Source organism: Streptomyces sp. NPDC001890, assembly GCF_042891445.1.
In the GTDB taxonomy this organism is placed as follows: Bacteria; Actinomycetota; Actinomycetes; order Streptomycetales; family Streptomycetaceae; genus Streptomyces.
Window position 1 is genome coordinate 76433 of record NZ_JBIATE010000002.1, and the last position, 24150, is coordinate 100582.

At 68.7% G+C, this 24150-nt stretch carries 25 protein-coding genes; 19 read left to right on the forward strand and 6 right to left on the reverse strand.

Annotated features, from left to right (window positions below; all coding sequences use genetic code 11):
- Positions 1–821: 821 nt before the first annotated feature.
- Genes ACFYY1_RS06410 through uraH form a run of 4 tightly spaced genes read left to right on the forward strand, consistent with a single transcriptional unit; the run spans position 822 to position 3667 of the window.
- The gene (locus ACFYY1_RS06410) at positions 822–2189 is read left to right on the forward strand and encodes an MFS transporter (protein ID WP_388581700.1); all 1368 of its coding nucleotides are present in this window, start codon (positions 822–824) and stop codon (positions 2187–2189) included.
- Complete coding sequence (gene uraD / locus ACFYY1_RS06415; protein WP_388581703.1) at positions 2186–2743, forward strand: 2-oxo-4-hydroxy-4-carboxy-5-ureidoimidazoline decarboxylase; 558 nt, start codon at positions 2186–2188, stop codon at positions 2741–2743. The genes ACFYY1_RS06410 and uraD overlap by 4 nt, the downstream gene beginning before the upstream one ends.
- Positions 2740–3291 carry a hydroxyisourate hydrolase gene (locus tag ACFYY1_RS06420; protein WP_388581706.1) on the forward strand — a complete coding sequence of 184 codons (552 nt, stop codon included), beginning with the start codon at positions 2740–2742 and terminating at the stop codon, positions 3289–3291. Before uraD ends, ACFYY1_RS06420 begins: the two co-directional genes overlap by 4 nt.
- Positions 3292–3313: 22 nt before the next feature.
- Positions 3314–3667, forward strand: a complete 354-nt coding sequence (gene uraH, locus ACFYY1_RS06425; RefSeq protein WP_388581709.1) for a hydroxyisourate hydrolase — start codon at positions 3314–3316, stop codon at positions 3665–3667.
- A 92-nt stretch (positions 3668–3759) separates the two neighbouring features.
- Here uraH and ACFYY1_RS06430 read toward each other — a convergent pair whose 3' ends face one another.
- From ACFYY1_RS06430 to ACFYY1_RS06440, 3 genes are all read right to left on the reverse strand, one after another.
- Positions 3760–5001 (reverse strand): MraY family glycosyltransferase, encoded by a 1242-nt coding sequence (locus ACFYY1_RS06430; protein WP_388581712.1) that lies wholly within the window; start codon positions 4999–5001, stop codon positions 3760–3762.
- 332 nt (positions 5002–5333) lie between these two features.
- Positions 5334–5531 carry a DUF397 domain-containing protein gene (locus ACFYY1_RS06435; protein WP_388581715.1) on the reverse strand — a complete coding sequence of 66 codons (198 nt, stop codon included), beginning with the start codon at positions 5529–5531 and terminating at the stop codon, positions 5334–5336.
- Between the two features lie 11 nt (positions 5532–5542).
- On the reverse strand, positions 5543–6397 hold the full coding sequence (locus ACFYY1_RS06440) for a helix-turn-helix domain-containing protein (RefSeq protein WP_388581718.1): 855 nt from the start codon (positions 6395–6397) through the stop codon (positions 5543–5545).
- A 255-nt stretch (positions 6398–6652) separates the two neighbouring features.
- On the opposite strand from ACFYY1_RS06440, the gene ACFYY1_RS06445 reads away from it, so the two are divergent.
- From ACFYY1_RS06445 to ACFYY1_RS06455, 3 genes are all read left to right on the forward strand, one after another.
- A complete protein-coding gene (locus ACFYY1_RS06445) occupies positions 6653–7120 on the forward strand; it encodes an ATP-binding protein (protein ID WP_388581720.1) in 468 nt (155 codons plus the stop codon).
- A gap of 73 nt (positions 7121–7193) precedes the next feature.
- Entirely contained in the window at positions 7194–7583 is a 390-nt protein-coding gene (locus ACFYY1_RS06450) for a hypothetical protein (protein WP_388581723.1), read from the forward strand.
- Positions 7580–8170, forward strand: coding sequence for a TetR/AcrR family transcriptional regulator (locus tag ACFYY1_RS06455; RefSeq protein ID WP_388581726.1), 591 nt, complete (start codon positions 7580–7582; stop codon positions 8168–8170). Before ACFYY1_RS06450 ends, ACFYY1_RS06455 begins: the two co-directional genes overlap by 4 nt.
- Before the next feature lie 25 nt (positions 8171–8195).
- On the opposite strand, the gene ACFYY1_RS06460 is transcribed toward ACFYY1_RS06455, so the two are convergent.
- A complete protein-coding gene (locus tag ACFYY1_RS06460; protein ID WP_388581729.1) occupies positions 8196–9596 on the reverse strand; it encodes an acyltransferase in 1401 nt (466 codons plus the stop codon).
- Positions 9597–9781: 185 nt separating this feature from the next.
- Here ACFYY1_RS06460 and ACFYY1_RS06465 point away from each other — a divergent pair, with 185 nt between their 5' ends.
- Complete coding sequence (locus ACFYY1_RS06465; RefSeq protein WP_388581731.1) at positions 9782–10024, forward strand: hypothetical protein; 243 nt, start codon at positions 9782–9784, stop codon at positions 10022–10024.
- A 105-nt stretch (positions 10025–10129) separates the two neighbouring features.
- Here the strand turns inward: ACFYY1_RS06465 and ACFYY1_RS06470 are convergent, their stop codons facing one another.
- A complete protein-coding gene (locus tag ACFYY1_RS06470; RefSeq protein WP_388581733.1) occupies positions 10130–11338 on the reverse strand; it encodes an MFS transporter in 1209 nt (402 codons plus the stop codon).
- A 258-nt stretch (positions 11339–11596) separates the two neighbouring features.
- Positions 11597–12415, reverse strand: coding sequence for a C40 family peptidase (locus ACFYY1_RS06475; protein WP_388581735.1), 819 nt, complete (start codon positions 12413–12415; stop codon positions 11597–11599).
- 818 nt (positions 12416–13233) lie between these two features.
- On the opposite strand from ACFYY1_RS06475, the gene ACFYY1_RS06480 reads away from it, so the two are divergent.
- Genes ACFYY1_RS06480 through nuoK form a run of 11 tightly spaced genes read left to right on the forward strand, consistent with a single transcriptional unit; the run spans position 13234 to position 24146 of the window.
- The gene (locus tag ACFYY1_RS06480) at positions 13234–13593 is read left to right on the forward strand and encodes an NADH-quinone oxidoreductase subunit A (protein ID WP_003992243.1); all 360 of its coding nucleotides are present in this window, start codon (positions 13234–13236) and stop codon (positions 13591–13593) included.
- Positions 13594–13611: 18 nt separating this feature from the next.
- Positions 13612–14166, forward strand: coding sequence for an NADH-quinone oxidoreductase subunit B family protein (locus ACFYY1_RS06485; protein ID WP_030926341.1), 555 nt, complete (start codon positions 13612–13614; stop codon positions 14164–14166).
- Complete coding sequence (locus tag ACFYY1_RS06490; RefSeq protein ID WP_388581738.1) at positions 14163–14891, forward strand: NADH-quinone oxidoreductase subunit C; 729 nt, start codon at positions 14163–14165, stop codon at positions 14889–14891. Before ACFYY1_RS06485 ends, ACFYY1_RS06490 begins: the two co-directional genes overlap by 4 nt.
- Positions 14891–16267, forward strand: a complete 1377-nt coding sequence (locus tag ACFYY1_RS06495; protein ID WP_388581741.1) for an NADH-quinone oxidoreductase subunit D — start codon at positions 14891–14893, stop codon at positions 16265–16267. Before ACFYY1_RS06490 ends, ACFYY1_RS06495 begins: the two co-directional genes overlap by 1 nt.
- A gap of 29 nt (positions 16268–16296) precedes the next feature.
- Positions 16297–17070: an NADH-quinone oxidoreductase subunit NuoE gene (gene nuoE / locus ACFYY1_RS06500; RefSeq protein WP_388583419.1), complete on the forward strand. Its 774-nt coding sequence runs from the start codon at positions 16297–16299 to the stop codon at positions 17068–17070.
- Positions 17067–18446 carry an NADH-quinone oxidoreductase subunit NuoF gene (gene nuoF / locus ACFYY1_RS06505; protein ID WP_388581744.1) on the forward strand — a complete coding sequence of 460 codons (1380 nt, stop codon included), beginning with the start codon at positions 17067–17069 and terminating at the stop codon, positions 18444–18446. Before nuoE ends, nuoF begins: the two co-directional genes overlap by 4 nt.
- Entirely contained in the window at positions 18443–20950 is a 2508-nt protein-coding gene (locus tag ACFYY1_RS06510; protein ID WP_388581746.1) for an NADH-quinone oxidoreductase subunit G, read from the forward strand. Before nuoF ends, ACFYY1_RS06510 begins: the two co-directional genes overlap by 4 nt.
- Positions 20947–22350 (forward strand): NADH-quinone oxidoreductase subunit NuoH, encoded by a 1404-nt coding sequence (gene nuoH / locus ACFYY1_RS06515; protein ID WP_388581749.1) that lies wholly within the window; start codon positions 20947–20949, stop codon positions 22348–22350. The genes ACFYY1_RS06510 and nuoH overlap by 4 nt, the downstream gene beginning before the upstream one ends.
- Complete coding sequence (nuoI, locus tag ACFYY1_RS06520) at positions 22343–23026, forward strand: NADH-quinone oxidoreductase subunit NuoI (RefSeq protein WP_388581751.1); 684 nt, start codon at positions 22343–22345, stop codon at positions 23024–23026. Before nuoH ends, nuoI begins: the two co-directional genes overlap by 8 nt.
- Entirely contained in the window at positions 23023–23850 is an 828-nt protein-coding gene (locus ACFYY1_RS06525) for an NADH-quinone oxidoreductase subunit J (RefSeq protein ID WP_388581754.1), read from the forward strand. The genes nuoI and ACFYY1_RS06525 overlap by 4 nt, the downstream gene beginning before the upstream one ends.
- Complete coding sequence (gene nuoK, locus ACFYY1_RS06530) at positions 23847–24146, forward strand: NADH-quinone oxidoreductase subunit NuoK (protein ID WP_093543641.1); 300 nt, start codon at positions 23847–23849, stop codon at positions 24144–24146. Before ACFYY1_RS06525 ends, nuoK begins: the two co-directional genes overlap by 4 nt.
- Positions 24147–24150 lie beyond the last annotated feature (4 nt).

Sequence of the window (24150 nt, forward strand, 5' to 3'; positions counted from 1 at the left end):
CAAAGGATGAACCCGGCGCGGGGATCGGCTACTTAGGTGGGTGGGCCGCCGGGGCGCGGCGGTGGTGTCCGGTTCCCCGGCCAGGTCGCCGATCGGCAGGTCAGAACCCTCGTCGAGTTTGTATACCACTCGGCATCCACCTGATCCGCTCGGCATTTCCCAGGTGAAGAGGCGTATCGGGTCCCGTCCCGCACGCCCGCACCGAGGACGGCTGCCGGGGTGGCGACCCGCGCCGTACCATCCCAAGAGCGGTTAAATATCCGCAAGTTGGCCAGATCGGTGGGGCGGGATGTCGGCGTCGGCGCGCGGTGCGCGGACGTGATGGGTTCCCCTGCCACGAATCGTTGACCGCATCGCCACCCCGGTATACCGTCTCGCATCGCGGAAGTTGTATTCCAAAAAATCACGTCGGGTTGGTTGAGTCATGGCATCGAGTCGCCTCACCGCAGGGAACGACGCGCCACGAGCGCAGGCTGTCGGGCTTTTGGCGGCACGTGACGAACCCGTCCGGATCCGGAACGCCCACCAGGCGGTCCGGCAGCCGGTGCCCGTCCCGTCCGCGAGTGCCCCTGGCTCGGGGCGCCCGATCGCTCCAGGGCGACTGGGTCGCGCACGCCCCGGTGTGCGGCCGACAGCGTTGTGGATCCGCCCGAATCCGCAGGCCCTCGGCCTGTCGTAGTCATCGACTTTCCCGCCCATTGACTGCCTTTCGGCGCGTCGACGGCCGACGCCGACGCGCCTTCGTACGTCGATATCAGCCTGCCTGAATTCCGATAAACACCCCTGGGTCAAGAATGCCTGCCGAATCGGAGGGATCTTCCATGAGTAGTTCCGATGCCATACCCGTCGGTGAATCCGACGCGTCCAAGGCCGAACTCGAAGGCGCGTACCGCAAGATCACACTGAAGCTCATCCCGTTCCTTTTCGGCCTGTGGGTCCTGGCCTGGCTCGACCGGGTGAACATCGGCTTCGTCAAGCTGACGATGCTCGAAGACCTGGAGTGGAGCGAGGCCGTGTACGGCCTCGGCGCCGGAATCTTCTTCCTGGGTTACTTCTTCTTCGAGGTCCCGAGCAACCTGCTTCTGCAGAAGATCGGCGCCAAGAAGACGATCATGCGCATCATGGTCGGCTGGGGCCTGACCAGCGTCGCGATGATGTTCGTCACGACGCCGGCGATGTTCTACTTTCTCCGCTTCCTGCTCGGTGTGTTCGAGGCGGGCTTCTACCCCGGCATCATCCTGTTCCTGACCTACTGGTTCCCGCACAGCCGACGGAGCAAGGCCTTCGGCATGTTCATGTCTGCCTCGGCCTTCGCCGGTGTGCTCGGCGGACCGCTGGCCGGCTGGATCATGACGTCGTTCGAGGGCGTCAGCGGCATGGCGGGCTGGCAGTGGGTCTTCGTGATCGAGGGCATTCCCTCCGTGGTCGCCGGCCTCGTGACCTACTTCTACCTGTGCGACAAGCCGGCGGAGGCCAAGTGGCTGACCGAGCGCCAGAAGGAGATCGTGCTGGCGGACATCGCCCGCGAGGACGCCGCGCTGGGCCACCGCGAGCACAGCATGATCGCGACGCTCAAGCAGGCCCGGATCTGGCAGTTCATCGCGATCTACTTCTGTATCGTCGTCGCGAACTCGGCGCAGACCTTCTTCGGGCCGACGATCATCAAGGAAGTCGGCTTCGACAGCCCGGTCGCCATCGGCTGGATCATGGCGCTCGCCTACCTCCTCGGCGCCGCCGCGATGATCTGGAACGGCTTCCACTCGGACAAGCACCTCGAATCCCGCTGGCACAGCGGGCTCGCCGCCGCACTCGGCTCGGTGTCGTTCGCGGTCATCGCCGTCACGCTCGACATCAGCCCCATCGTCACCCTGATCGCGCTGGTCCTGGCGATCGTCGGCACCATGAGCGCCATCCCGGTCTTCTGGCAGATGCCCAACCAGTTCCTCACCGGGGCAGCCGCAGCCGGTGGCATCGCGCTCATCAACTCCATGGCCAACCTCGCCGGGTTCGGCACCCCCTACATGCTGGGTGCGGTCCAGACCTCCACCGGTTCGTACTCCCCCGGCCTGTTCGTCGTCGCGGCCTTCGAGATCCTCGCGACCGTCCTCATCCTCGTGTGCATTCCCCGGTTCCAGAAGGACACCGCCCCGGAACCGGCCAAGCAGGAAGTCGAGGCACCCCTCGCATGACCAGCGCATCGAGTACCGCGGTGAATGCGTCGAGCCTGGACCTCCGGACCGTCAACGCACTGTCCCCGGAAGAGTTCGTCAGCCGGCTCGGCGCCGTCTTCGAGCACTCCGAGTGGGTCGCGGCCGGGGCCGTCGACGCCCGTCCGTTCGACAGCGTCGAGGCCCTGCACACGGCGATGATCGACGTCGTCCGCAGCCGCCCACGGGCGGAGCGGATCGACTTCCTGTGCGCACACCCCGAGCTGGCCGGCAAGGAGGCGCAGTCCGGGACCATGACCTCGGACTCCACCACCGAGCAGAAGGGCGCCGGTCTGGATGCCCTGGCCCCGGCCGAGCTGGACCTGATCACCCGGCTGAACGCCGAGTACCGGGAACGCCACGGCTTCCCGTTCATCATCTGCGTGGGCGACTACACCAAGCAGGAGATCTTCGACGAGTTCCGGCGCCGCACCGGCAACGGGACCGAGGCGGAGCTGTCCGAGGCGGTCAGCCAGATCACCGCGATCACCGGCCGGCGCCTCCGGGCCGTCGTCAGTGACGGGGTGCCGTCATGACCCACGAGGACAAGCAGGCACAGAAAGGCGATGCCCCCAGCCGCCGGAAGCTCCTGAGGGCGGGCCTCGTCCTTGGTCCCGCGGCCATCGCGCCGATGGGCTTCGCCGGTACGAGCAGTGCCGCGAACCCGGCACCTGCGGCGAGCGCGGCGGCCACCGGCAGCGCGAAGGGCAAGCCGGCGGATCCGGCGGTCGAGCCGAGCCTGACCATCCACGCGATCGACACCTACCGCGGGGCGACCGAGGCCGGGCTGCGGTTCGACCTCTCGGTCTTCAGGAACGGCCGCTACCAGCTGATCGAGAAGTTCGAGACGCTGGCCGGCGGGCGGACGAAGGAACCGCTCCTGATCCGCGACGAGCTGAAGACGGGCCGCTACGAGATCACGCTGCACCTGGCGGAGTACTTCTCGCGAACCGCCGCCGGGCTTCCGCAGCCGTCATTCCTCGAAGAGGTCCCCGTCCGGTTCCTGGTGACGGACGCCACGCAGCACTATCACACGGCGATCCTGTTCACCCCCTGGAACTACTCCTACTACCGAGGCAGCTAGTCCGCCCCCTGGAGGTGAAGTAATGGCTGGAATATCGACGCACGTTCTGGATATCGCCCATGGGAAACCAGGCGCCGGAATGCGTATCGAGTTCTCGATATTCGAGAACGGCAAGTACCGGCTCATCAAGACCGTACGGACCAATCAGGAGGGCCGGACCGACGAGCCGATCCTGAAGCCGGAGGAGGCGAAGGCCGGGCGGTACGAGCTGCTGTTCCACGTCGACGAGTACTACGACGGGCTCGAGGAGAAGCTGTCGGACCCGCCGTTCGTCGATCAAGTGCCCGTGCGCTTCACGGTGTTCGACGCGACGCAGCACTTCCACGTGCCGATGATCTGTACGCCGTGGAACTGCACGACGTACCGCGGCAGCTGAGCCGTGTGCCGTTTACGCGGGGCGCGGACCGGCCGGGATCCCCGGTCCGGTCCGCGCCCTTGCGATGTCCGGCGGCAGTCGGAGTGCCACGGTCACCTGGACGGCACCCGGCGCTCCTCGCCGGCATGAGCATCGGCGTCGGCATCGGTCTCGGTGCGCCGTCCTCCGGTCGCGACCACGCGGCCCCCGGACCTGCGCGGCAGCAGGCGGCGGGTGAAGCCGGACTCGTAACGGGGCTGGAGCAGCAGGAGCAGCCCCACCGCGCAGACGAACGCGACCCCGAACAGCATCCAGGACTTGGCACCCCGCGCCGAGTAGGCCACGATCCCGAACGAGAACAGCGCCGACCAGAAGTACATGAGCAGCACGGCCCGGCGGTGCGAGTGGCCGAGCTGGAGCAGGCGGTGGTGGAGGTGGCCCTTGTCGGCGGCGAACGGGGACATCCCGTTCCACGTACGCCTTATGACGGCGAGCACGAGGTCCGCGACGGGCAGGGCGATGACGGACAGCGGCAGCATCAGCGGAATGTAGACCGGCACCATCGCGGCCGAACCCGACCTGCCGTCCACCGACTGGTTGAGCAGGCTCGGATCGACCTCGCCCGTCACCGAGACCGCGCACCCGGCGATGAGCAGCCCGAGCAGCATCGAGCCCGAGTCACCCATGAAGATCCGGGCCGGGTGGGAGTTGTGGACCAGGAACCCGAGGCACATGCCCGCCAGGATCGCGGAGATCAGCGTGGTGGACGCGGCGGCCTCGATCCCGTAGCCGTACCAGAGCCGGTACGCGTACAGGAAGAACGCCGTCGCCGCGATGCCCACCGTGCCGGCGGCCAGCCCGTCGAGCCCGTCGACGAAGTTGACCGCGTTGATCGAGACGACGATCAGCCCCACGGTCAGCAGTGTGCCCTGCCAGTCGGAGAGGTAGATGCCGTCCGTGCCCGGCACCGGGAGCCAGAGGATCGTCAGCCCCTGGAACGCCATCACTCCGGCGGCGAGGATCTGGCCGCCTAGCTTGACCAGCGAATCGACGCCCCACTTGTCGTCCAGGACGCCCAGGAGCCAGATGAGCGCGGCGCCGGTCAGCAGCGCCCGGGGCGTGGAGCTCTGGGTGAAGATGTCCGCCAGATGCGGCAGGTGCGATGCGACCAGCAGCCCCGCCACCAGTCCGCCGAACATGGCCACGCCGCCCAGGCGTGGAGTCGGTTCGCGATGGACGTCGCGGGCCCGGATCTCGGGCATCGCGCCGACGGAGATCGCGAACTTCCTTACGGGGCCGGTCAGGAGATGTGTCACGGCCGCCGTGATGAACAGCATGAGCAAGTAGTCCCGCACGGGCGGCCTCACATTCCGGCCCAGCGGGCCGATACCTGAGCCCGATCGATGCCCTCGCTGCGCCCAGGCGAGCCTAACTCATACGTAGTTCTGTGCGATGGGGAGCGGGGTGGGGGTGGGCGTGGGGGGCGAGCGATACGTACGTCAGCGGGCGGACGTGCCATTCGATGTGCCGGCTGCCGTGCAGCATGAGCGTGAACCCGCAGGGTTCGCCGCGATGGAGCGCCCGCTACGAGATGGTTGGCGCAACTATGCCCCGGGGCATAGTTGATGACAGGAGAGCCCCCGCCTCGGACTGGCGGGGGCTCTCCTGGGGCAGGGGGGGGAGGGCGTTACTGGACGAAGTGGTCGAACTCGCCTGCTTTGACGCCCTGGATGAAGGCGGCGAACTTGGCGCGGCTCGTCCTGGTCACCGTGCGCGGGTCGTCGCTCTCGCGCACCAGGATCTCCTCGCCCTGCCACGCCACCTCGACGCACTGTTCGCCACCGCCGGAGAACGACGACTTCTGCCACTCGATGTCTGTGCTCATGCCGCGGATTATCACAGGTCTCGCGCGAGGTGGTGAATGAAGCTCCGCGACTCCTCGGGCCCGAGACCGACCCGCCGGGCGAAGTCGAGCTGCATGCGGTACCGGTTCAGATCGGCCGCTGCGTCCAGGTAGGCCCCTCTGAACGGGGTGTCGATGTGGACGGTGTCCAGCTGCGGCGTCACACCACCCGCGTACAGCACGGTCTGCGTCACCTCGACGAACTTCTCGCTGGCGAACGGGATCACGCGTACGGTCACCTCCGGCCGGTCGGCCGCCTCCAGGAGGCGTGCCAGCTGGCCACGTGCGACCTCGCGTCCGCCGACCCGCATGCGGAGCCCTGCTTCGTGGACGATGACGTCGAACTTCGGCGGCTTCTCGCGGTCGAGCACGGTCTGCCTGCGCATGCGGTGTTCGACCCTCGCCTCCACCTCGTCCTCGGGCAGCTTGGGCAGCACCCCCTCGAACAGTGCTCGCGCGTACTGCGGCGTCTGGATCAGTCCGGGCAACGTCACGGACTGGAGGCAGCGCATGTAGGTGGCGTGGTGTTCCAGCTCCGCGATGTTCAAGAAGCCCGGCGCCAGCACACCGCGGTACTCGTCCCACCAGAACTGGCCCCGGTACTCCCGCGATATGCCGCACAGCGCTTCGATCAATGTGGCGTCGTCACACGCGTAGAAGCTGGCCAGGCGGCGGATCCGTGCCTCGCTGATGCCGATGCGGCCCGCTTCCATGTGGCTGATCTTCGCCTGATCGGTCGAGATGAGTCCGGCAGCCTCGCGAGCAGTTCTGCCGGCCTGCTCGCGCAGCTTTCTCAGTTCGCAGCCCAGGCGCGCCTGGCGTGCGGTCGGGTTGTCCCTCGGTGGCATGTCACCATCCTTCGTCCCTGCGCAGTCTTGCGCGGTGCGGCTGCCCCGGTCCACCCGATCGCGTGAAGTGATAGTGGCAACCTTGCTACGGGGCATTCCTGCGCCCTATGGTCCCCATGGGTGACGCCCCAAAGCGTCAGCGACCGAAGTGCAGCCATCCGTAAGCGAGTTGAACGCTCACGGAACTCGGCCAATGCCACGGACCACGCCCACCGCACGACGCCCGGAGACCGCCTCACGCAGGGAGACCGCGCCATGCCCCCCGTAACCGCTCCTCCGCCACCCGCCCCCTACCTCCCCCAACGCGGCGAGCGCTACCGGCTCGTCGTGCCGAACGCCCCCACCGCCCCCAAGATCGTGCGGGACTTCGTGGCGACGGTGCTGTGGGTCGCCGAGCACCCACACCTCGTCGACGACGCCCGGCTCTGCGTGAGCGAGGTCGTCTCCAACGCGTACTGCCACACCGACTCGCCGCAGATCCGGGTGGAGGTCACCGTCAACCACCGGCAGGTGACGGTGTACGTGACGGACGACGACCCCGGTTCGACGCCCCGCCCCCATGCTGCCGTGCAACCGGACCGGGACGAGCACGGCCGGGGGCTCCTCCTCGTGGACGGGATCGCCGCCCGGTGGGGGACCACCGCGTACGGGGCGCAGTCACCGCACTCGAAGACCGTGTGGTTCACCCTCTCCGCCGCGAGCGCGGCTCGCCTCTCCGTTTGATTTGGACGACCGTCCAGGGCTATCGTCCAAATGAGACGGCCGACTCCTGCACGTACATGTATCGGAGGGTGTGATGAATCAATCCTTGCTCGCGACCGTGATCGCGGCACTCCTGGTCTGGGAGGCGCTCCTGCTGATTCCCATGGTCCCGGGGAAGCTGATCGACACGAGGGACTTCTCCCCGCTTCCGCGGTGGCAGTACAACAGCTTCAACGTGTTTCTGACCTCGCTCGGGCTCGCCAGCTTCGTGGTGGCCGGGTTCGCCATGGCCGGCCGGCACTGGGCCTTCGCGGCGGCACTGGTGCTGAGCCTCGGCTACATCGCGGTCTTCGCGGCGGACCTCGGCGCGGTGTTCCCCGTCGTGCCCGACCCCCTGCCGGTGCAACTGCTCGTCCTCGAAGCGATCGCGCTGGCCTCGGCCGGTGTGCTCGCCGTGATCGCGATCCAGGGGGTGCGGCTGTGACGAGCGAGTCCACGAGCCCCTCGCGCCGGACGGACACACGCGAGAAGATCATCGAGGCCGCGGCCTCCCTCATTCCCGAGCTGGGCTGGGGCGATGTGAGCAGTCGGCGGGTGGCGGAGCGCGCGGGTGTGAACACCGGAGTGATCCACTACCACGTGGGGAGCATCGGGGAGCTCCGGCGCATCGCCGCCGTACGGAAGATCCGGACGTTCTTCCTCGACCGGATCGACGAGGCCCTGTCGCAGCCGGATCCGGCCGTGGCCGTGGAAACCATGCTCCGTGCGTTGTCCGCCAACGATCCGCGTGATCCGGAGCTGCTGCTGCTGTACGAGTCCCTGGTCGCCGCGAGTCGGGACGACGAGCTGCGCGCCGAGATCGCCGCCTTGCTGGCCGAGTTGCGCCGGCGGCTGTGCGACTGGTTCGCGGCCCGGGGGGTCGCGCGTCCCCTCATCGTCGCGGTGACCCTCACGGCGGCGATCGACGGCTACCTGCTTCAGCGGTCGCTCGACCCGTCCCTCGAACCCGGCCCCCTCATCGAGGGGCTGGTCGGCCTGGTCCGGCAACAGCTCGCAGCCGACAGCTCCTGAGATGCGGAGGTGCGCGAGGTCCTCGTCAGCCGCTCTGCCGGGAGAGGACCCGGGCACCTTCGCGGCGCACGGCCAACTGCACGGGCACGGTGCGAGCTCCCTGGGCGACAACCGTCCCACGGGTGTTCTTCTCCCGTACGACGAGCAGCCCGGCCACCACCAGCAGCACCCACAGCACCGGAGTGACCGGGTTTCCGGGGGAAATGAACCCCTGCGCGGCAAGTCCGAGGAGGCCGCCGGCGGAAAGCACCGCCGCGAGAACGACCTTGCCGAGGCTCATTTCCGATGCCGTACCGGAACGGCGGCGGAATTCGAAGCGGCCGAAGATTCTGGTGAAGCACAGCAGGAAGAATCCCGAGGCGCCGACCCACAGCGGCGCCACCGCGAACCACATCGGGCTGCCGGGCGTCGGCGTCGCGAATCCGAGTCCGACCGTGGCGATTCCCGCCGTCATCACGAGCGCGGGCATGTGCCAGAGATACAGGGTCATGAAGCGGGCTCCGCACCACTGAAGCACGGCGGTGGGCATGGGGCGTTCGGCGCATCGCGTGATGGCCGGCTTGAGCGTCAGCCACAGCCCGAGCTGGCCGATCGTCAGCGACAGCATCACCGCGGTCGGCGGGCTCATGTTGGAGACCGGGGCCCCGGGCATTCCGATCATGGAGGCCGGGTAGGGCCCGAAGAACACGGCGGCCGCGGTGATTCCGAAGCCGACGGCGGCCAGACCGGCCGAGGCCCACCCGCTCCGTATGCGCAGGCCGCCGTCGGCGTAGTGGAAGCCGAACTGGTGGGCCGCCGGCCAGATGAACAGGGCGTTCAGGAAACCGATCGCGGGGCTGACCTCGAAGCGCAGTACGTCGACGACCAGGGCGCAGACGGCGAGTACGCCGATCACACGCCATCCGTATCGCTGGTACCACCTGAACATCACCGGTGTGAGCGCCACCACGAGCACGTAGACGGCGAGGAACCAGAGCAGCTGGCCGGCTATTTTGCCCGCCATCAGGACCGGTTGCTCGGGCACCCCCGCGCCGATCAGTACATGGGGCAGCACCAGCCAGACAGCCGCCAGGGGGACGACCGGCACCAGGAGCCGGGCAATTCTGCTCCGGAGCCAGGTGCGCGTCGATTTCGCCGACCGGAAGGAGAAGAAATTGGCGGCCCCGCCGGCGAAGAACACCATGGGCATGACCTGCGTCAGCCATGTGACGATCCACCAGCCGGGACTCGCGAGAGCATTCCCGGTGCTCAACTGCCCATTCTCATAGGCCAGTACGGGCATGAGCCAGTGCTGGGAAATCACCGCCAGCACGCACAGTGCTCTGATGACGTCTATGAATGGATCGCGACCGCGACTGCTGCCGTGACCGAGGCTGCTGCTGCGAATGCTGCTGCGGCCGGGCGAATGAGCGTGGGTTTGCTGCATACCAACAGCGTGGCGTCAGCAGGCGATACGCACAGTGAAGTGGCCCCCCGAATCGGTCGGGGTGCCAGCACCGCGAGCCATGGTGGGGTTCTCCCCACCGACCCCGAAGGCTGTCCCGTAAGTGATCTCCGAGACGCCGAACAGCGGAGCAAGCCGACCCCGCGTGTGCCGGGCAGAATGGGCCCATGAGCACCTTGGAGCGGTACCGGTCCTTGCTGTGCGAGGACTACGGCGAAGAGCTCACCGCGCGCATCCTCGACGACCCCGCATTCCCCGGCTTCGTCAGTGAGGTGCACGAGCTGGAGGGCGGTGAGTTGGACGGAGTCGCGTGCGAAGTCGCGTGCCACGCGGTGGAGCACCTCTACGAGCACCCGGGTGATTCGGCGAACGACGCCTATGCCGAACTCAGGCGACGCCTGCAGGAGTGAGTCCCGCAGGGCGCCGGAGCCGCCCGCGAACCGCACGGCGTGATCAGGCTCGAAGGGCCGGCCGGCGGGCGGGTTCCTTCGTCCGGGCACCCCTTGGCAGCCGTCTCAGCCGGAGGACCGCCGCCCGGAGCGCGGCCCCGCCACTACCAGCACCAGAGCCGCGACCGCGCCGCCGAGCAGCATGACCGCCGACACGGACAGGTGGTCCAGGACCGCTCCGCCGGCCAGGGCGCCGAGGGCGAAGGTCGCCTGGAAGGACGCGGTGAACAGGACGGACGCCGCCTCGGGCGCGTCGGGCGAGGACTTGGCGAACCAGGTCTGCGAGCAGACCGGCACCGCACCGTAGGCCACACCCCAGACGATCAGCAGCACGACGGCCCCGGCCTCCCACCTGCCCAGGACCGGGAGGAGCGCGGTCGCGGTGGCGATCAGCCCCGCGGCGAGGGAGACCGCGAGGCGCGGGCGGCGCGTCACGAGCGCGCCGCCGACGAAGTTGCCGACGATCCCGGCGGCGCCGTAGACCAGCAGGAACACCGTGATCAGCGCCGGGCCGGCGTGCGTGACCCGCTCCAGGAACGGGGTGACATAGGTGTACGTCGCGAAGTGGGACAGAACGATGAGAAAAGTGATGCACAGGGCGAACCGCGTGCCGGGGCGGCCGAGCACGGTGCGCAGCAGGCTCGCGCGGGTGGCCTGCGTCGGGGGAAGGGGCGGAACCACCAGGAGCATCAGGGCGAGCACGCCCACGCTCAGCGCCCCCAGGACCACGAAGGCCGTCCGCCAGCCGGCCAGGCCGCCGATGAACGTACCGGCGGGGACGCCGAGTACGGAGCCCAGCGGGACGGCCGAGAAGATCACCGCGGTCGCCCGGCCGACCGACGCCGGGCGGACCAGTCGGCCGGCCAGCCCGGCCCCGATGGACCAGAAGCCGCCGATGGTGATCCCGACCATCACCCGGGAGACCAGGACGAGGCGGTAGTCGGTCGCGGCGGCGACGAGGAAGTCGGCCAGGGCCAGCAGGAGCATGAAGGCGCTGAGCATCACGCGACGGTCGATCCGCGCCGTGGCCACCGTGACCAAGGGGGCGGAGACCGCCGCGAGGAGTCCGGGCATGGTCATCATCAGGCCCGCCGTGCCGTCCGAGACGGCGAAGTCGGACCCGATCGACGTGAGCAGGCCGATGGGCAGGATCTCGGTGGTGACGATCGAGAAGATGCCCAGCATGACGGAGAGGACGGCGAGCCGGCCGCGTAAAGGGGTGCGGGCCGGGAGGGTGGCGCGTTCGGAGGGGGTGATGGCCGCGGGGGTGGTCATGGCGGGTGCCGTCCTGTGCTCGGTGACGCGGGGGCTGTTCGCCCCAGTTCACAAGCGGCGGTGGACGGAGTCCGGCAGGTTCGCGACATCGACGCCGTCAGCGGGGGTCGACGTCGTTTTCTCGCCGGATGCCGGACGCTTCCGGCCGCAGCACCGGATACGGCGAAGGGCCGTCGCTCCCGAGCGGGGGAGTGACGGCCCTTCAGCGCGCGCCGCGAGGGCGCTTGTGAATCCGTGAACCCGGAAGGTCGCGCCGAATCAGAGAACGCGGACCGCGCCCGACGGCGGGTCGTAGGAGAGCGGGCGCTGCACCACACCGGTGCCGGAGTTCTGCGCCCCGATGAACTCGCCGCCGCCCACGTAGATCCCGACGTGGTACGCGCTGCCCGCGCCGCCCCAGTACAGGATGTCGCCCGGCTGGAGGTTGCTCAGGGAGACCTGGGTGCCGGCGGTGGACTGGGACTGCGAGACGCGCGGCAGGTCGATGTTGACCGAACGGAACGCGGCCTGGACGAGGCTGGAGCAGTCCCACGAGCTGGGGCCGGTGCTGCCCAGCACGTACGCGTCACCGAGCTGCGCCTTCGCGAAGGCGATGACGGCCGCTGCGGAGCCGGTCGCGTTCGACGAGGAGACGGAGGTGGCGGACGTGGCCGAGCCGGAGGTCGCGCTGAGCGTCGTACGGGCGGCGGAGCGGGAAGCGCGCTCGGCGGCCTCCGCCTTGGCCTTGGCGGCCTCCTCCGCCTTCTTCTTGGCCTCAGCCTTGCGGACCGCCTCGGCCTTGGCCTTCTTGGCGGTCTTGGCCGCGGTGGCGGCTGCGGCGTCCTCCTGGGCCTGCGTCTGCAGGTCCTGGGCGACCTGCTGCGTGGCCTGGGCGGACGCGGCGACGGTGGTGGAGAGCCCGGAGGTGATGGTGGGCATCTCGATGGTCTGGGTCACCGGCTCGGCCTGGGCCGGACCGGCTGCGCCCGCGACGGCGATGGTGCTGAGGACGCCACCGGCAACTCCGGCCCGCAGCGCCGTCTTCGAGGCGTTTCGGCGGGGCTTCCGGTGGCTGGGTATGTGAGCGGTGTGGGACATGAGTACTAGCGCTATCAGGGCCCTGGGGCTCCCATCAAGAAACGTGTGTTGCGACACAGTTACGTACGGAATCTGTGAATCCGCTTTCCGAGGACCCTTATTGACGCCGTAACGGGCAAAACGGGCACACCTGAGCACGGCTGTGATCACGGGCTTTCGGTAATACGCCCGAATTGCCCGCCGCTTACCATCCGTTCACACCGATGGCCAAGCCCGCTTTTGTTGGGGCATTGGTGGGGTGACGCAGGTCACAGTGTGAGTGCGGGGTGAGGGGCGGTTATGCGCCATGCGGCCAAGGTGGCGCCAGGCGAGGGGGGATGTCCTGTTCATCCTGAAGTTCGGAAATGCTCTCGTGCGTCCACTTCGCTCCTCGCGACCCCCTCTCCCGGGTGAGGTTCGAGCGGCCGGGAGGGCTCCGGCGGGCCGGGCGGGGGGTGGGGTGCGTCCGGCGGGACCAAGATCGGGAGCATTCCTCTATCACCCCGGCCCGTCCATCGCCAATTTGCTTGGCACGACCATCTCTTGATAGGGCGACAGCCGTTTGACCAGCGGTAACGGCATCGGATGTCACGTCTCGTGATCACTCGGCCGCTTCGCGTGTGAAGATCACCGCTCATCCGACTTCATGATCCTTCGTCAGGTGGTGGAGATCACAAAGGCGTTGTCGTACCCCGTGTCGCAGATCACAGGATGGCGGGCATAGGATGCGGGGCAGTCGGGCTTGTGAACTGCCTCACATGTGCACGATCTTGGTGAGGTGGTGAGCCGGTCGCCCGATGCGGTCCAACGGTCAAGGACGACTGGAAGGAGCGAGGAGCGTGAATGCCTACGCGCCCATCCTCGTGCTCGGCGCCCTCGGGGCAGGGTTTGCGATCTTCTCCGTGGTCATGGCCACGCTTATCGGCCCCAAGCGGTACAACCGGGCAAAGCTCGAAGCGTACGAGTGCGGTATCGAACCCACACCCACTCCGGCCGGAGGCGGCCGCTTCCCCATCAAGTACTACCTGACGGCGATGCTCTTCATCGTCTTCGACATCGAGATCGTCTTCCTCTATCCCTGGGCGGTCACCTTCGACGCCCTGGGGATCTTCGGGCTCGTGGAGATGCTGCTCTTCGTGCTCACCGTCTTCGTCGCCTACGCGTATGTGTGGCGTCGCGGCGGCCTGGAATGGGACTGAGGGGCTGAGGGGCACACCATGGGACTCGAAGAGAAGCTGCCCAGCGGCTTCGTGCTGACCACTGTCGAGCAGGCCGCCGGCTGGGTACGGAAGTCCTCCGTCTTCCCCGCCACCTTCGGCCTCGCCTGTTGCGCCATCGAAATGATGACCACCGGGGCCGGGCGCTACGACCTGGCCCGTTTCGGCATGGAGGTCTTCCGCGGATCGCCGCGGCAGGCGGATCTGATGATCGTCGCAGGACGGGTCAGCCAGAAGATGGCTCCCGTCCTGCGTCAGGTCTACGACCAGATGCCCAACCCCAAGTGGGTGATCTCCATGGGGGTTTGCGCATCATCGGGCGGAATGTTCAATAACTACGCCATTGTGCAGGGTGTTGATCACATTGTTCCGGTTGACATCTATTTGCCCGGTTGTCCGCCGCGGCCCGAGATGCTGATGGACGCGATCCTCAAGCTCCACCAGAAGATCCAGGGCTCCAAGCTCGGGGTCAACGCGGAGGAGGCCGCCCGCGAGGCGGAGGACGCGGCACTCAAGGCACTGCCCCTGATCGAGATGAAGGGGCTGCTGCGATGAGCGGGAACGACAACCACGACGAGCAGAGCAACAACAACGGGGTGCCCGCGCCGCGCACGGACACCGGCGAGGTCATCGGCGTACGCAAGGGCATGTTCGGCGCCAACAACGGCGGCGACACCTCCGGCTACGGCGGCCTCGTCCGCACCGTGATCCTGCCGGGCGCCACCTCCCGCCCGTACGGCGGCTGGTTCGACGAAGTCGCCGACGAGCTGGAGGGGGCCCTGGAGGAACAGGACCTGCTTCCCGCCAACGCCATCGAGAAGACCGTCGTCGACCGCGGCGAGCTCACCTTCCACATCGCCCGCGAGCACCTCGTCCGGGTCGCACAGACCCTGCGCGACGACCCGGCGCTGCGTTTCGAGCTCTGTACGGGGGTGAGCGGCGTCCACTTCCTCGGCGACAAGGGCCGCGAGCTGCACGCCGTCTACCACCTGCGCTCGATCACGCACGGCCGGCTGATCCGCCTGGAGGTGTCGGCCCCGGACAGCGATCCGCACATCCCGTCCCTCGTCGCGGTCTACCCGACCAACGACTGGCACGAGCGCGAGGCCTACGACTTCTTCGGGCTCGTCTTCGACGGGCACCCCGCTCTCACCCGGATCATGATGCCGGACGACTGGCAGGGCTTCCCGCAGCGCAAGGACTATCCGCTCGGCGGCATCGCCGTCGAGTACAAGGGCGCCCAGATCCCGGCTCCGGACCAGCGGAGGTCGTACTCCTGATGTCTACTCCCCACTCCCACCCGTCGCCCGGCCACCACCCCTCATCGAGTCCCTCCGGGACGCCCCTTTCGGATGCCCGGGCCACGACCGAGGGGACTGTATATACAGTCACCGGCGGCGACTGGGACGAGGTCGTCGAGTCCGCCGTCAAGTCCGACGACGAGCGCATCATTGTCAACATGGGCCCCCAGCACCCGTCCACGCACGGTGTTCTGCGGCTGATCCTGGAGATCGACGGCGAGACCGTCACCGAGGCCCGCTGCGGCATCGGCTACCTCCACACCGGCATCGAGAAGAACCTCGAATACCGGAACTGGACGCAGGGCACCACCTTCGTCACGCGCATGGACTACCTGACGCCGTTCTTCAACGAGGCGGCGTACTGCCTGGGCGTCGAGAAGCTCCTCGGCATCGAGGACCAGATCCCCGACCGGGCCACCATCCTGCGCGTGCTCCTGATGGAGCTCAACCGGCTCTCCTCGCACCTGGTGTGCATCGCCACCGGCGGCATGGAGCTCGGCGCCACCACGATCATGATCTACGGCTTCCGTGATCGTGAACTCGTTCTCGACCTCTTCGAGCTGATCACCGGCCTGCGCATGAACCACGCGTTCATCCGCCCCGGCGGACTCGCCCAGGACCTGCCGCCCGGCGCGATCGACCAGCTCCGCGAGTTCGTGAAGACCATGAAGAAGAACCTGCCGGAGTACGACAAGCTCGCCACCGGCAACCCCATCTTCAAGGCCCGCATGCAGGACGTCGGCTATCTCGACCTGACCGGCTGCATGGCGCTGGGCGCCACCGGCCCGATCCTGCGCTCCGCCGGACTCCCGCACGACCTGCGCAAGAGCGACCCGTACTGCGGATACGAGACCTACGAGTTCGACGTCCCCACCGCCGACACCTGCGACGCCTACGGCCGCTTCCTCATCCGCCTGGAGGAGATGCGCCAGTCGCTGCGGATCGTCGAGCAGTGCATCGACCGGCTCGCCCCCGGTCCCGTGATGGTCGCCGACAAGAAGATCGCCTGGCCGGCCCAGCTCGCGCTCGGCCCGGACGGACTCGGCAACTCGCTCGACCACATCAAGAAGATCATGGGCACCTCCATGGAGGCCCTGATCCACCACTTCAAGCTGGTGACCGAGGGCTTCCGGGTCCCGGCCGGGCAGGCGTACACCGCGGTCGAGTCGCCCAAGGGCGAACTCGGCGTGCACGTCGTCTCGGACGGCGGCACCCGCCCCTACCGGGTCCACTTCCGCGACCCGTCCTTCACCAACCTCCAGGCCATGGCGGCGATGTGCGAGGGCGGCCAGGTCGCCGACGTCATCGTCGCCGTCGCGTCCATCGACCCCGTGATGGGAGGCGTCGACCGGTGACCGAAGCACGTCAGGAAGTCAGTCTGGGGATGCCGCAGCTCCCCGCCCCCGCCTACCCGGCCGAGGTGCGCGCCAGGCTCGAAGCGGACGCGAAGGAGGTGATCGCCCGCTACCCCGGCAGCCGCTCCGCCCTGCTGCCCCTGCTGCACCTGGTGCAGTCCGAGGAGGGCTACGTCTCCCGTACGGGCATGGCGTTCTGCGCCGAGCTGCTCGGTCTCACCACCGCCGAGGTCACCGCGGTCGCCACCTTCTACACGATGTACCGGCGCAAGCCCAGCGGTGACTACCAGGTCGGCGTCTGCACCAACACGCTGTGCGCGGTGATGGGCGGCGACGCGATCTTCGACCGGCTCAAGGAGCACCTCGGCGTCGGCAACGACGAGACGACCGAGGACGGCACGATCACGCTCGAACACATCGAGTGCAACGCGGCCTGCGACTTCGCCCCCGTGGTGATGGTCAACTGGGAGTTCTTCGACAACCAGACGCCGGAGAGCGCGACCCGCCTGGTCGACGACCTGATCGCCGGGCGCACCGTCGAACCCACCCGCGGCGCCCCGCTCTGCTCGTACAAGGAGACCGCCCGCATCCTGGCCGGCTTCCCCGACGAGCGCCCCGGTGCCGTCGAGGCCTCCGGCGGCGCGGGCCCCGCCTCGCTGATCGGCCTCCGCCTCGCCAAGGGCGAGGAGCCGCACCCGCGCGTCGTCGCCCCCCGCGGCGAGCGCCCGCACGGCGAGCCCGGCCACACCGCCCCGCAGGACCCGGACCAGCCGGCCGGCCCGACCGTCGAGGAGGGGGAGTGATGACGGTGACGACCGAGATCAACGACAACGGAAGCGGCAACGGGGCCAGCCCCGAGAAGCTGCTCGCCCCCGTCCTCTCCGCCTTCTGGGACGAGCCGGAATCCTGGACCCTGGACACCTACCGCCGCCACGAGGGATACGAGGGACTGCGCAAGGCCCTCGCCATGGCACCGGACGACCTGATCGCCTACGTCAAGGACTCCGGTCTGCGCGGACGCGGCGGCGCGGGCTTCCCCACCGGGATGAAGTGGCAGTTCATCCCGCAGGGCGACGGCAAACCGCACTATCTGGTTGTCAACGCCGACGAATCGGAACCGGGCACCTGCAAGGACATCCCGCTCCTGTTCGCCAACCCGCACAGCCTCATCGAGGGCATCGTGATCGCCTGCTACGCGATCCGTTCGTCGCACGCGTTCATCTACTTGCGCGGTGAGGTCGTCCCCGTGCTGCGACGTCTGCACGAGGCCGTACGAGAGGCGTACGAGGCGGGTTATCTGGGGACGAACATCCTGGGCTCGGGGCTCGATCTGGAACTCACGGTGCACGCCGGTGCCGGCGCGTACATCTGTGGTGAGGAAACCGCGCTGCTCGACTCTCTCGAAGGACGGCGTGGCCAGCCCCGGCTGCGACCTCCCTTCCCCGCGGTCGCCGGTCTGTACGCCTGCCCCACTGTGGTGAACAACGTCGAGTCCATCGCCTCGGTTCCCGCGATCCTGAACCGGGGCAAGGACTGGTTCAAGTCGATGGGCAGCGAGAAGTCCCCGGGCTTCACGCTGTACTCGCTCAGCGGGCACGTCGCGGGCCCCGGCCAGTACGAGGCCCCGCTCGGCATCACCCTGCGCCAGCTGCTCGACATGAGCGGCGGGATGCGCCCCGGCCACCGGCTGAAGTTCTGGACGCCGGGCGGCTCGTCGACCCCGATGTTCACCGACGAGCACCTCGACGTACCGCTCGACTACGAGGGCGTCGGCGCCGCCGGATCCATGCTCGGCACCAAGGCGCTCCAGTGCTTCGACGAGACCACCTGCGTGGTGCGGGCCGTCACCCGCTGGACCGAGTTCTACGCCCACGAGTCCTGCGGCAAATGCACGCCCTGCCGCGAAGGCACGTACTGGCTCGTCCAGTTGCTCCGCGACATCGAGGCCGGCAAGGGACAGATGTCCGACCTCGACAAGCTGAACGACATCGCCGACAACATCAACGGCAAGTCCTTCTGCGCCCTCGGTGACGGCGCCGCCTCGCCGATCTTCTCCTCGCTGAAGTACTTCCGCGAGGAGTACGAGCAGCACATCACGGGCAAGGGCTGCCCCTTCGATCCCGCCAGGTCGACCGTCTGGGCCGACGACAAGAACGCTCACCAGGGGGTGAACGCATGACAGTCACCACGAGTGCGCCCTCCGGGGGCGGCGAGGCGGCCATCCCGCCCGAGGACCTGGTCACGCTGACCATCGACGGCATCGAGATCAGCGTGCCCAAGGGCACCCTGGTCATCCGGGCCGCCGAACTCCTCGGCATCGAGATCCCGCGCTTCTGCGACCACCCGCTCCTCGACCCGGTCGGCGCCTGCCGCCAGTGCATCGTCGAGGTCGAGGGCCAGCGCAAGCCGATGGCGTCCTGCACCATCACCTGCACCGACGGCATGGTCGTCAGGTCGCAGCTCACCTCGCCGGTCGCCGAGAAGGCCCAGAAGGGTGTGATGGAGCTGCTGCTCATCAACCACCCGCTGGACTGCCCGGTCTGCGACAAGGGCGGCGAGTGCCCGCTGCAGAACCAGGCGATGTCGCACGGCGACGCGGACTCCCGCTTCGACGGCAAGAAGCGGACGTACGAGAAGCCCGTCCCGATCTCCACCCAGGTGCTGCTGGACCGTGAGCGGTGCGTGCTCTGCGCGCGCTGCACCCGGTTCTCCAACCAGGTGGCGGGCGACCCGATGATCGAGCTGATCGAGCGCGGCGCGCTCCAGCAGGTCGGTACCGGCGAGGGCGACCCGTTCGAGTCGTACTTCTCCGGGAACACCATCCAGATCTGCCCCGTCGGGGCGCTGACCTCGGCGGCGTACCGATTCCGCTCCCGCCCCTTCGACCTGGTCTCCTCGCCGTCGGTCTGCGAGCACTGCGCGGGCGGCTGCGCGACCCGCACCGACCACCGGCGCGGCAAGGTCATGCGGCGGCTCGCCGCCAACGACCCCGAGGTCAACGAGGAGTGGGTCTGCGACAAGGGCCGCTTCGGCTTCCGTTACGCGCAGCAGCGGGACCGGCTCACCACCCCGCTGGTACGCAACGCGGACGGCGTCCTGGAACCCGCCGGCTGGCCCGAGGCGCTCGCCGCCGCGGCCGCCGGTCTCTCCGCCGCGCGCGGCCGGACCGGGGTGCTCACCGGCGGCCGGCTGACCGTCGAGGACGCCTACGCGTACAGCAAGTTCGCCCGGATCGCGCTGGACACCAACGACATCGACTTCCGGGCCCGGGTCCACAGCAGCGAGGAGGCCGACTTCCTGGCCGCCCGCGTGGCCGGGCACGGCCGGGACCTGGACGGCGCGGGGGTCACGTACACCTTGCTGGAGAAGGCCCCGACGGTGCTGCTGGTCGGGTTCGAGTCGGAGGAGGAGGCGCCCGGCGTCTTCCTGCGGCTGCGCAAGGCCAACCGCAAGCACGGGCAGCGCACCTACGCCGTCGCCTCGCACGCCACCCGGGGCCTGGAGAAGGCGGGCGGCACGCTGCTGGCCGCCGCCCCCGGCACCGAGACCGAGTGGCTGGACGCGATCGCGGGCGGTGTCGGACTCGACGGCGACGGGGCCGCGGCGGCCGAGGCGCTGCGGAGCGAGGGCGCCGTGATCGTGGTCGGCGAGCGGCTGGCCGGGGTGCCGGGCGGGCTCACCGCCGCGGTGCGGACGGCGACCGCGACCGGGGCCGCGCTGGTGTGGATCCCGCGCCGGGCCGGCGAGCGCGGTGCGGTGGAGGCGGGCGCGCTCCCGTCGCTGCTGCCCGGCGGCCGTCCGGCGACCGACCCGCGGGCCAGGGACGAGGTGGCTGCCGCCTGGGGCGTCGCCGAACTCCCGTCCCGCTTCGGCCGTGACACCGGCCAGATCATCGAGGCCGCCGCCACCGGCGAACTGGGCGCGCTGGTCGTCGCCGGGGTCCAGACCGTGGACCTGCCGAACCCGGCGAGGGCCCTGGAGGCCCTGGACCAGGTCGGCTTCCTGGTCTCCCTGGAGCAGCGGCCGAACGAGGTCACCGACCGCGCCGACGTGGTCTTCCCGGTCGCCGCGGTGGCCGAGAAGTCCGGCACCTTCCTCAACTGGGAGGGCCGGGCGCGGATGTTCGAGGCGGCGCTGAAGCCCGAGCAGATGACGCGCACGCTCGCGCCGGGCGACGCCCGGGTGCTGCACATGCTGGCCGACGTCATGGACGTCCACTTCGCGCTGCCGGACCTGAAGTCCGTACGCCGTGAGCTGGACCGGCTCGGCGGCTGGGACGGGACGCACGCCACCGACCCGAACGAGCCGGCCCGGCCGCTGCCCAGGCCCGGCGACGGCGAGGCGATCCTCGCGGGCCACCGGATGCTGCTCGACCTGGGCCGGCTCCAGGAGGGCGACGAGGCGCTGGCCGGTACCCGGCACGCCGCGGTCGCCCGGCTCTCCGCGGCCACCGCCGCCGAGACGGGTGTGAAGGACGGCGATCTGCTGGCCGTCACCGGCCCGGCGGGCAGCGTCGCATTCCCGTTGAAGGTCACCGAGATGCCGGACCGGGTGGTCTGGGTGCCGCTGAACTCCGCCGGGCGGGGCGTTCCGGCCGACACCGGTGCCCGGCCCGGCGGTCTGGTCCGGATCGGCCCCGCCGCACCGGGTACTCCCGACGTCACACCGGAGGTGGGGGCGTGAGTGCCTTCGCTCAACTGGCCGCGGCACCGCACAGTGCGGTACTCGCCGCCGAGGACCTGTCGATGTTCGGCACCGACCCGTGGTGGCTCGTCGTCATCAAGGCGGTGTTCTGCTTCGCGTTCCTGATGGTGACCGTGCTCTTCTCCATCGTGTGGGAGCGCAAGGTCGTCGCCTGGATGCAGCTGCGCATCGGCCCCAACCGGCACGGCCCCTGGGGCATGCTCCAGTCGCTCGCCGACGGCATCAAGCTGATGCTGAAGGAAGACGTCATCGTCAAGCGGGCCGACAAGGTCGTGTACGTGCTCGCGCCGATCGTCGCCGCCATCCCGGCGTTCATGGCGATCGCCGTGATCCCGTTCGGCCCGTCCGGCAACGAGGTCTCGATCTTCGGGCACCGCACCACGATGCAGCTCACCGACCTGCCGATCGCGATGCTCTACATCCTCGCCGTCGCCTCGGTCGGGATCTACGGCATCGTTCTGGCGGGCTGGTCGTCCGGGTCGACGTACCCGCTGCTCGGCGGTCTGCGCTCCTGCGCGCAGATGATCAGCTACGAGATCGCGATGGGCGCCGCGTTCGCCTCGGTCTTCCTCTACTCCGGGTCGATGTCGACCTCGAAGATCGTGGAGGCGCAGCAGGACCGCTGGTTCATCCTGCTGCTGCCGGTCTCGTTCATCATCTACATCGTCACGATGGTCGGCGAGACCAACCGCGCCCCGTTCGACATGCCGGAGTCCGAGGGCGACCTGGTCGGCGGCTTCAACACCGAGTACTCGTCGATCAAGTTCGCGATGTTCATGCTCGCCGAGTACGTCAACATGGTCACCGTCTCCGCGGTCGCCACGACCCTGTTCCTGGGCGGCTGGCGCGCCCCGTGGCCGATCAGCACCTTCTGGGAGGGCGCGAACCACGGCTGGTGGCCGATGCTCTGGTTCGTCCTCAAGGTCCAGCTGCTGCTGTTCTTCTTCATCTGGCTGCGCGGCACACTGCCCCGGGTCCGTTACGACCAGCTGATGAAGCTCGGCTGGAAGGTCCTGATCCCGGTCTCCGTGGTCTGGCTGATGCTGGTCGCGACGGTGCGGGCGCTGCGCAACGAGGGCTACGACTTCACGCGGATCGTGCTGTACGTGGCCGGGGCCGTGATCGCGATCCTGCTGATCTCCTTCGTCGCCGACATCTTCCGCGACAAGAAGGGCCGGGCTGCCGAGACGGAGACCGGACCGGAGCCGGCGTTCGACCCGATGGCGGGCGGGTTCCCGGTGCCGCCGCTGCCCGGACAGACCCTGCCGCCGGTGCCGCGCCGCAGGCCGCGGGGCGAGCGGGAGCTCGTTGTCAGTGGTGGGTCGGATACTCAGAGTGACGGAAATTCGAGTGACGGAAAGGAGGCTGACGGTGTCTGAGTCACCAGAGTCCTCGGGGACTTCGGGAGCCTCGGGATCCACGGGGTCCTCGGGGTCCTCGGGATCCTCGGAGGAGAAGTTCCAGAACCCCGTCGCCGGCTTCGGCGTGACCTTCAAGGCCATGTTCAAGAAGCGGCTGACCGAGCAGTATCCGGAAACGCCGAAGGTGACGGCGCCGCGCTTCCACGGCCGGCACCAGCTCAACCGTCACCCGGACGGTCTGGAGAAGTGCGTCGGCTGCGAGCTGTGCGCCTGGGCCTGCCCGGCGGACGCGATCTACGTCGAGGGCGCGGACAACACCGACGAGGAGCGCTACTCCCCGGGTGAGCGCTACGGCCGCGTCTACCAGATCAATTACGCGCGCTGCATCCTCTGCGGACTGTGCATCGAGGCCTGCCCGACCCGGGCGCTGACGATGACCAATGAGTTCGAGCTCGCCAACACCACCCGCGAGAGCCTCATCTACACCAAGGACGAGCTGCTCGCGGGCCTGGAGGAGGGCATGGTCGACACGCCGCACGCGATCTTCCCCGGGATGGACGAACAGGACTACTACCGGGGTCTCGTCACCGAGGCCGCACCCGGTACGAAGCCCCAGGTCGCCGTCTCCAAGGGCGAGAAGCCGGATGACGCGCACAACGAGAACAACGGCTCGGCGCAGGGGGTGGGCGCATGACCGGCCTGGCCGCCGCGGCCTCCCAGACCTCGACCGGCGAGGCCGTCCAGTTCTGGCTGCTCGGCATCGTCGCCGTGCTCGGCGCGCTGTCCACCGTACTGATGAAGAAGGCCGTGCACAGCGCGCTGAGCCTCGCCGGGACCATGATCGTCCTGGCGGTGTTCTACCTCGCCAACGGCGCCTATTTCCTCGGCATCGTCCAGATCGTCGTCTACACCGGCGCGATCATGATGCTGTTCCTCTTCGTGGTCATGCTCGTCGGTGTCACCGCGGCCGACTCGCTGAAGGAGACTCTGAAGGGGCAGCGCTGGCTGGCCGCGGGCTGCGGGCTCGGCTTCGGCGTCCTGCTCATCGCGGGTATCGGCAACGCCTCGCTGAACAGCTTCAACGGACTCGGCACCGCCAACACCGAGCACGGCGGGAACGTCGAGGGGCTGGCCAGCCTCATCTTCACCAAGTACGTCTTCGCCTTCGAGATCACCGGCGCCCTGCTGATCACGGCGACGGTCGGCGCGATGGTGCTCACCCACCGGGAGCGCACCGAACGGGCCAGGACCCAGCGGGAGATGTCCGAGGAGCGCGTACGCGGCAAGCAGCTTCCGCCGCTGCCCGCCCCCGGTGTCTACGCCCGGCACAACGCCGTGGACATCCCGGGTCTGCTCCCGGACGGTACGCCTTCCGAGCTCACCGTCATGCAGACGCTGCGCAACCGCGGCCAGATCCGCGACGTGTCGAACGAGTCGCTGGACCAGCTCAAGGCGCTGGAGCAGCGCTCCGGGGAACGGCTCGGCCGTGACAACGAAGAAGAGGAGGTCGCCAAGTGAACCCGGTCAACTACCTCTATCTCGCAGCCCTGCTGTTCACCATCGGCGCGGCCGGGGTGCTGATCCGGCGGAACGCGATCGTGGTGTTCATGTGCGTGGAGCTGATGCTCAACGCCTGCAACCTCGCGTTCGTGACCTTCTCCCGGATGCACGGCAATCTCGACGGCCAGATCATCGCCTTCTTCACGATGGTCGTCGCCGCCGCGGAGGTCGTGGTCGGGCTCGCGATCATCGTGTCGGTGTTCCGTTCCCGCCACTCGGCCTCGGTCGACGACGCCAGCCTGATGAAGCTGTAAGGGG

Excerpts from the sequence above, each read along its gene's own strand:
- ACFYY1_RS06410 (WP_388581700.1), top strand. The coding sequence starts at position 822 with ATGAGTAGTTCCGATGCCATACCCGTCGGTGAATCCGACGCGTCCAAG.
- uraD (WP_388581703.1), top strand. The coding sequence starts at position 2,186 with ATGACCAGCGCATCGAGTACCGCGGTGAATGCGTCGAGCCTGGACCTC.
- ACFYY1_RS06420 (WP_388581706.1), top strand. The coding sequence starts at position 2,740 with ATGACCCACGAGGACAAGCAGGCACAGAAAGGCGATGCCCCCAGCCGC.
- uraH (WP_388581709.1), top strand. The coding sequence starts at position 3,314 with ATGGCTGGAATATCGACGCACGTTCTGGATATCGCCCATGGGAAACCA.
- ACFYY1_RS06435 (WP_388581715.1), bottom strand. The coding sequence starts at position 5,531 with ATGAGCACAGACATCGAGTGGCAGAAGTCGTCGTTCTCCGGCGGTGGC.
- ACFYY1_RS06440 (WP_388581718.1), bottom strand. The coding sequence starts at position 6,397 with ATGCCACCGAGGGACAACCCGACCGCACGCCAGGCGCGCCTGGGCTGC.
- ACFYY1_RS06445 (WP_388581720.1), top strand. The coding sequence starts at position 6,653 with ATGCCCCCCGTAACCGCTCCTCCGCCACCCGCCCCCTACCTCCCCCAA.
- ACFYY1_RS06450 (WP_388581723.1), top strand. The coding sequence starts at position 7,194 with ATGAATCAATCCTTGCTCGCGACCGTGATCGCGGCACTCCTGGTCTGG.
- ACFYY1_RS06460 (WP_388581729.1), bottom strand. The coding sequence starts at position 9,596 with ATGCAGCAAACCCACGCTCATTCGCCCGGCCGCAGCAGCATTCGCAGC.
- ACFYY1_RS06465 (WP_388581731.1), top strand. The coding sequence starts at position 9,782 with ATGAGCACCTTGGAGCGGTACCGGTCCTTGCTGTGCGAGGACTACGGC.
- ACFYY1_RS06470 (WP_388581733.1), bottom strand. The coding sequence starts at position 11,338 with ATGACCACCCCCGCGGCCATCACCCCCTCCGAACGCGCCACCCTCCCG.
- ACFYY1_RS06475 (WP_388581735.1), bottom strand. The coding sequence starts at position 12,415 with ATGTCCCACACCGCTCACATACCCAGCCACCGGAAGCCCCGCCGAAAC.
- ACFYY1_RS06485 (WP_030926341.1), top strand. The coding sequence starts at position 13,612 with ATGGGACTCGAAGAGAAGCTGCCCAGCGGCTTCGTGCTGACCACTGTC.
- ACFYY1_RS06490 (WP_388581738.1), top strand. The coding sequence starts at position 14,163 with ATGAGCGGGAACGACAACCACGACGAGCAGAGCAACAACAACGGGGTG.
- ACFYY1_RS06495 (WP_388581741.1), top strand. The coding sequence starts at position 14,891 with ATGTCTACTCCCCACTCCCACCCGTCGCCCGGCCACCACCCCTCATCG.
- nuoE (WP_388583419.1), top strand. The coding sequence starts at position 16,297 with ATGCCGCAGCTCCCCGCCCCCGCCTACCCGGCCGAGGTGCGCGCCAGG.
- ACFYY1_RS06510 (WP_388581746.1), top strand. The coding sequence starts at position 18,443 with ATGACAGTCACCACGAGTGCGCCCTCCGGGGGCGGCGAGGCGGCCATC.
- ACFYY1_RS06525 (WP_388581754.1), top strand. The coding sequence starts at position 23,023 with ATGACCGGCCTGGCCGCCGCGGCCTCCCAGACCTCGACCGGCGAGGCC.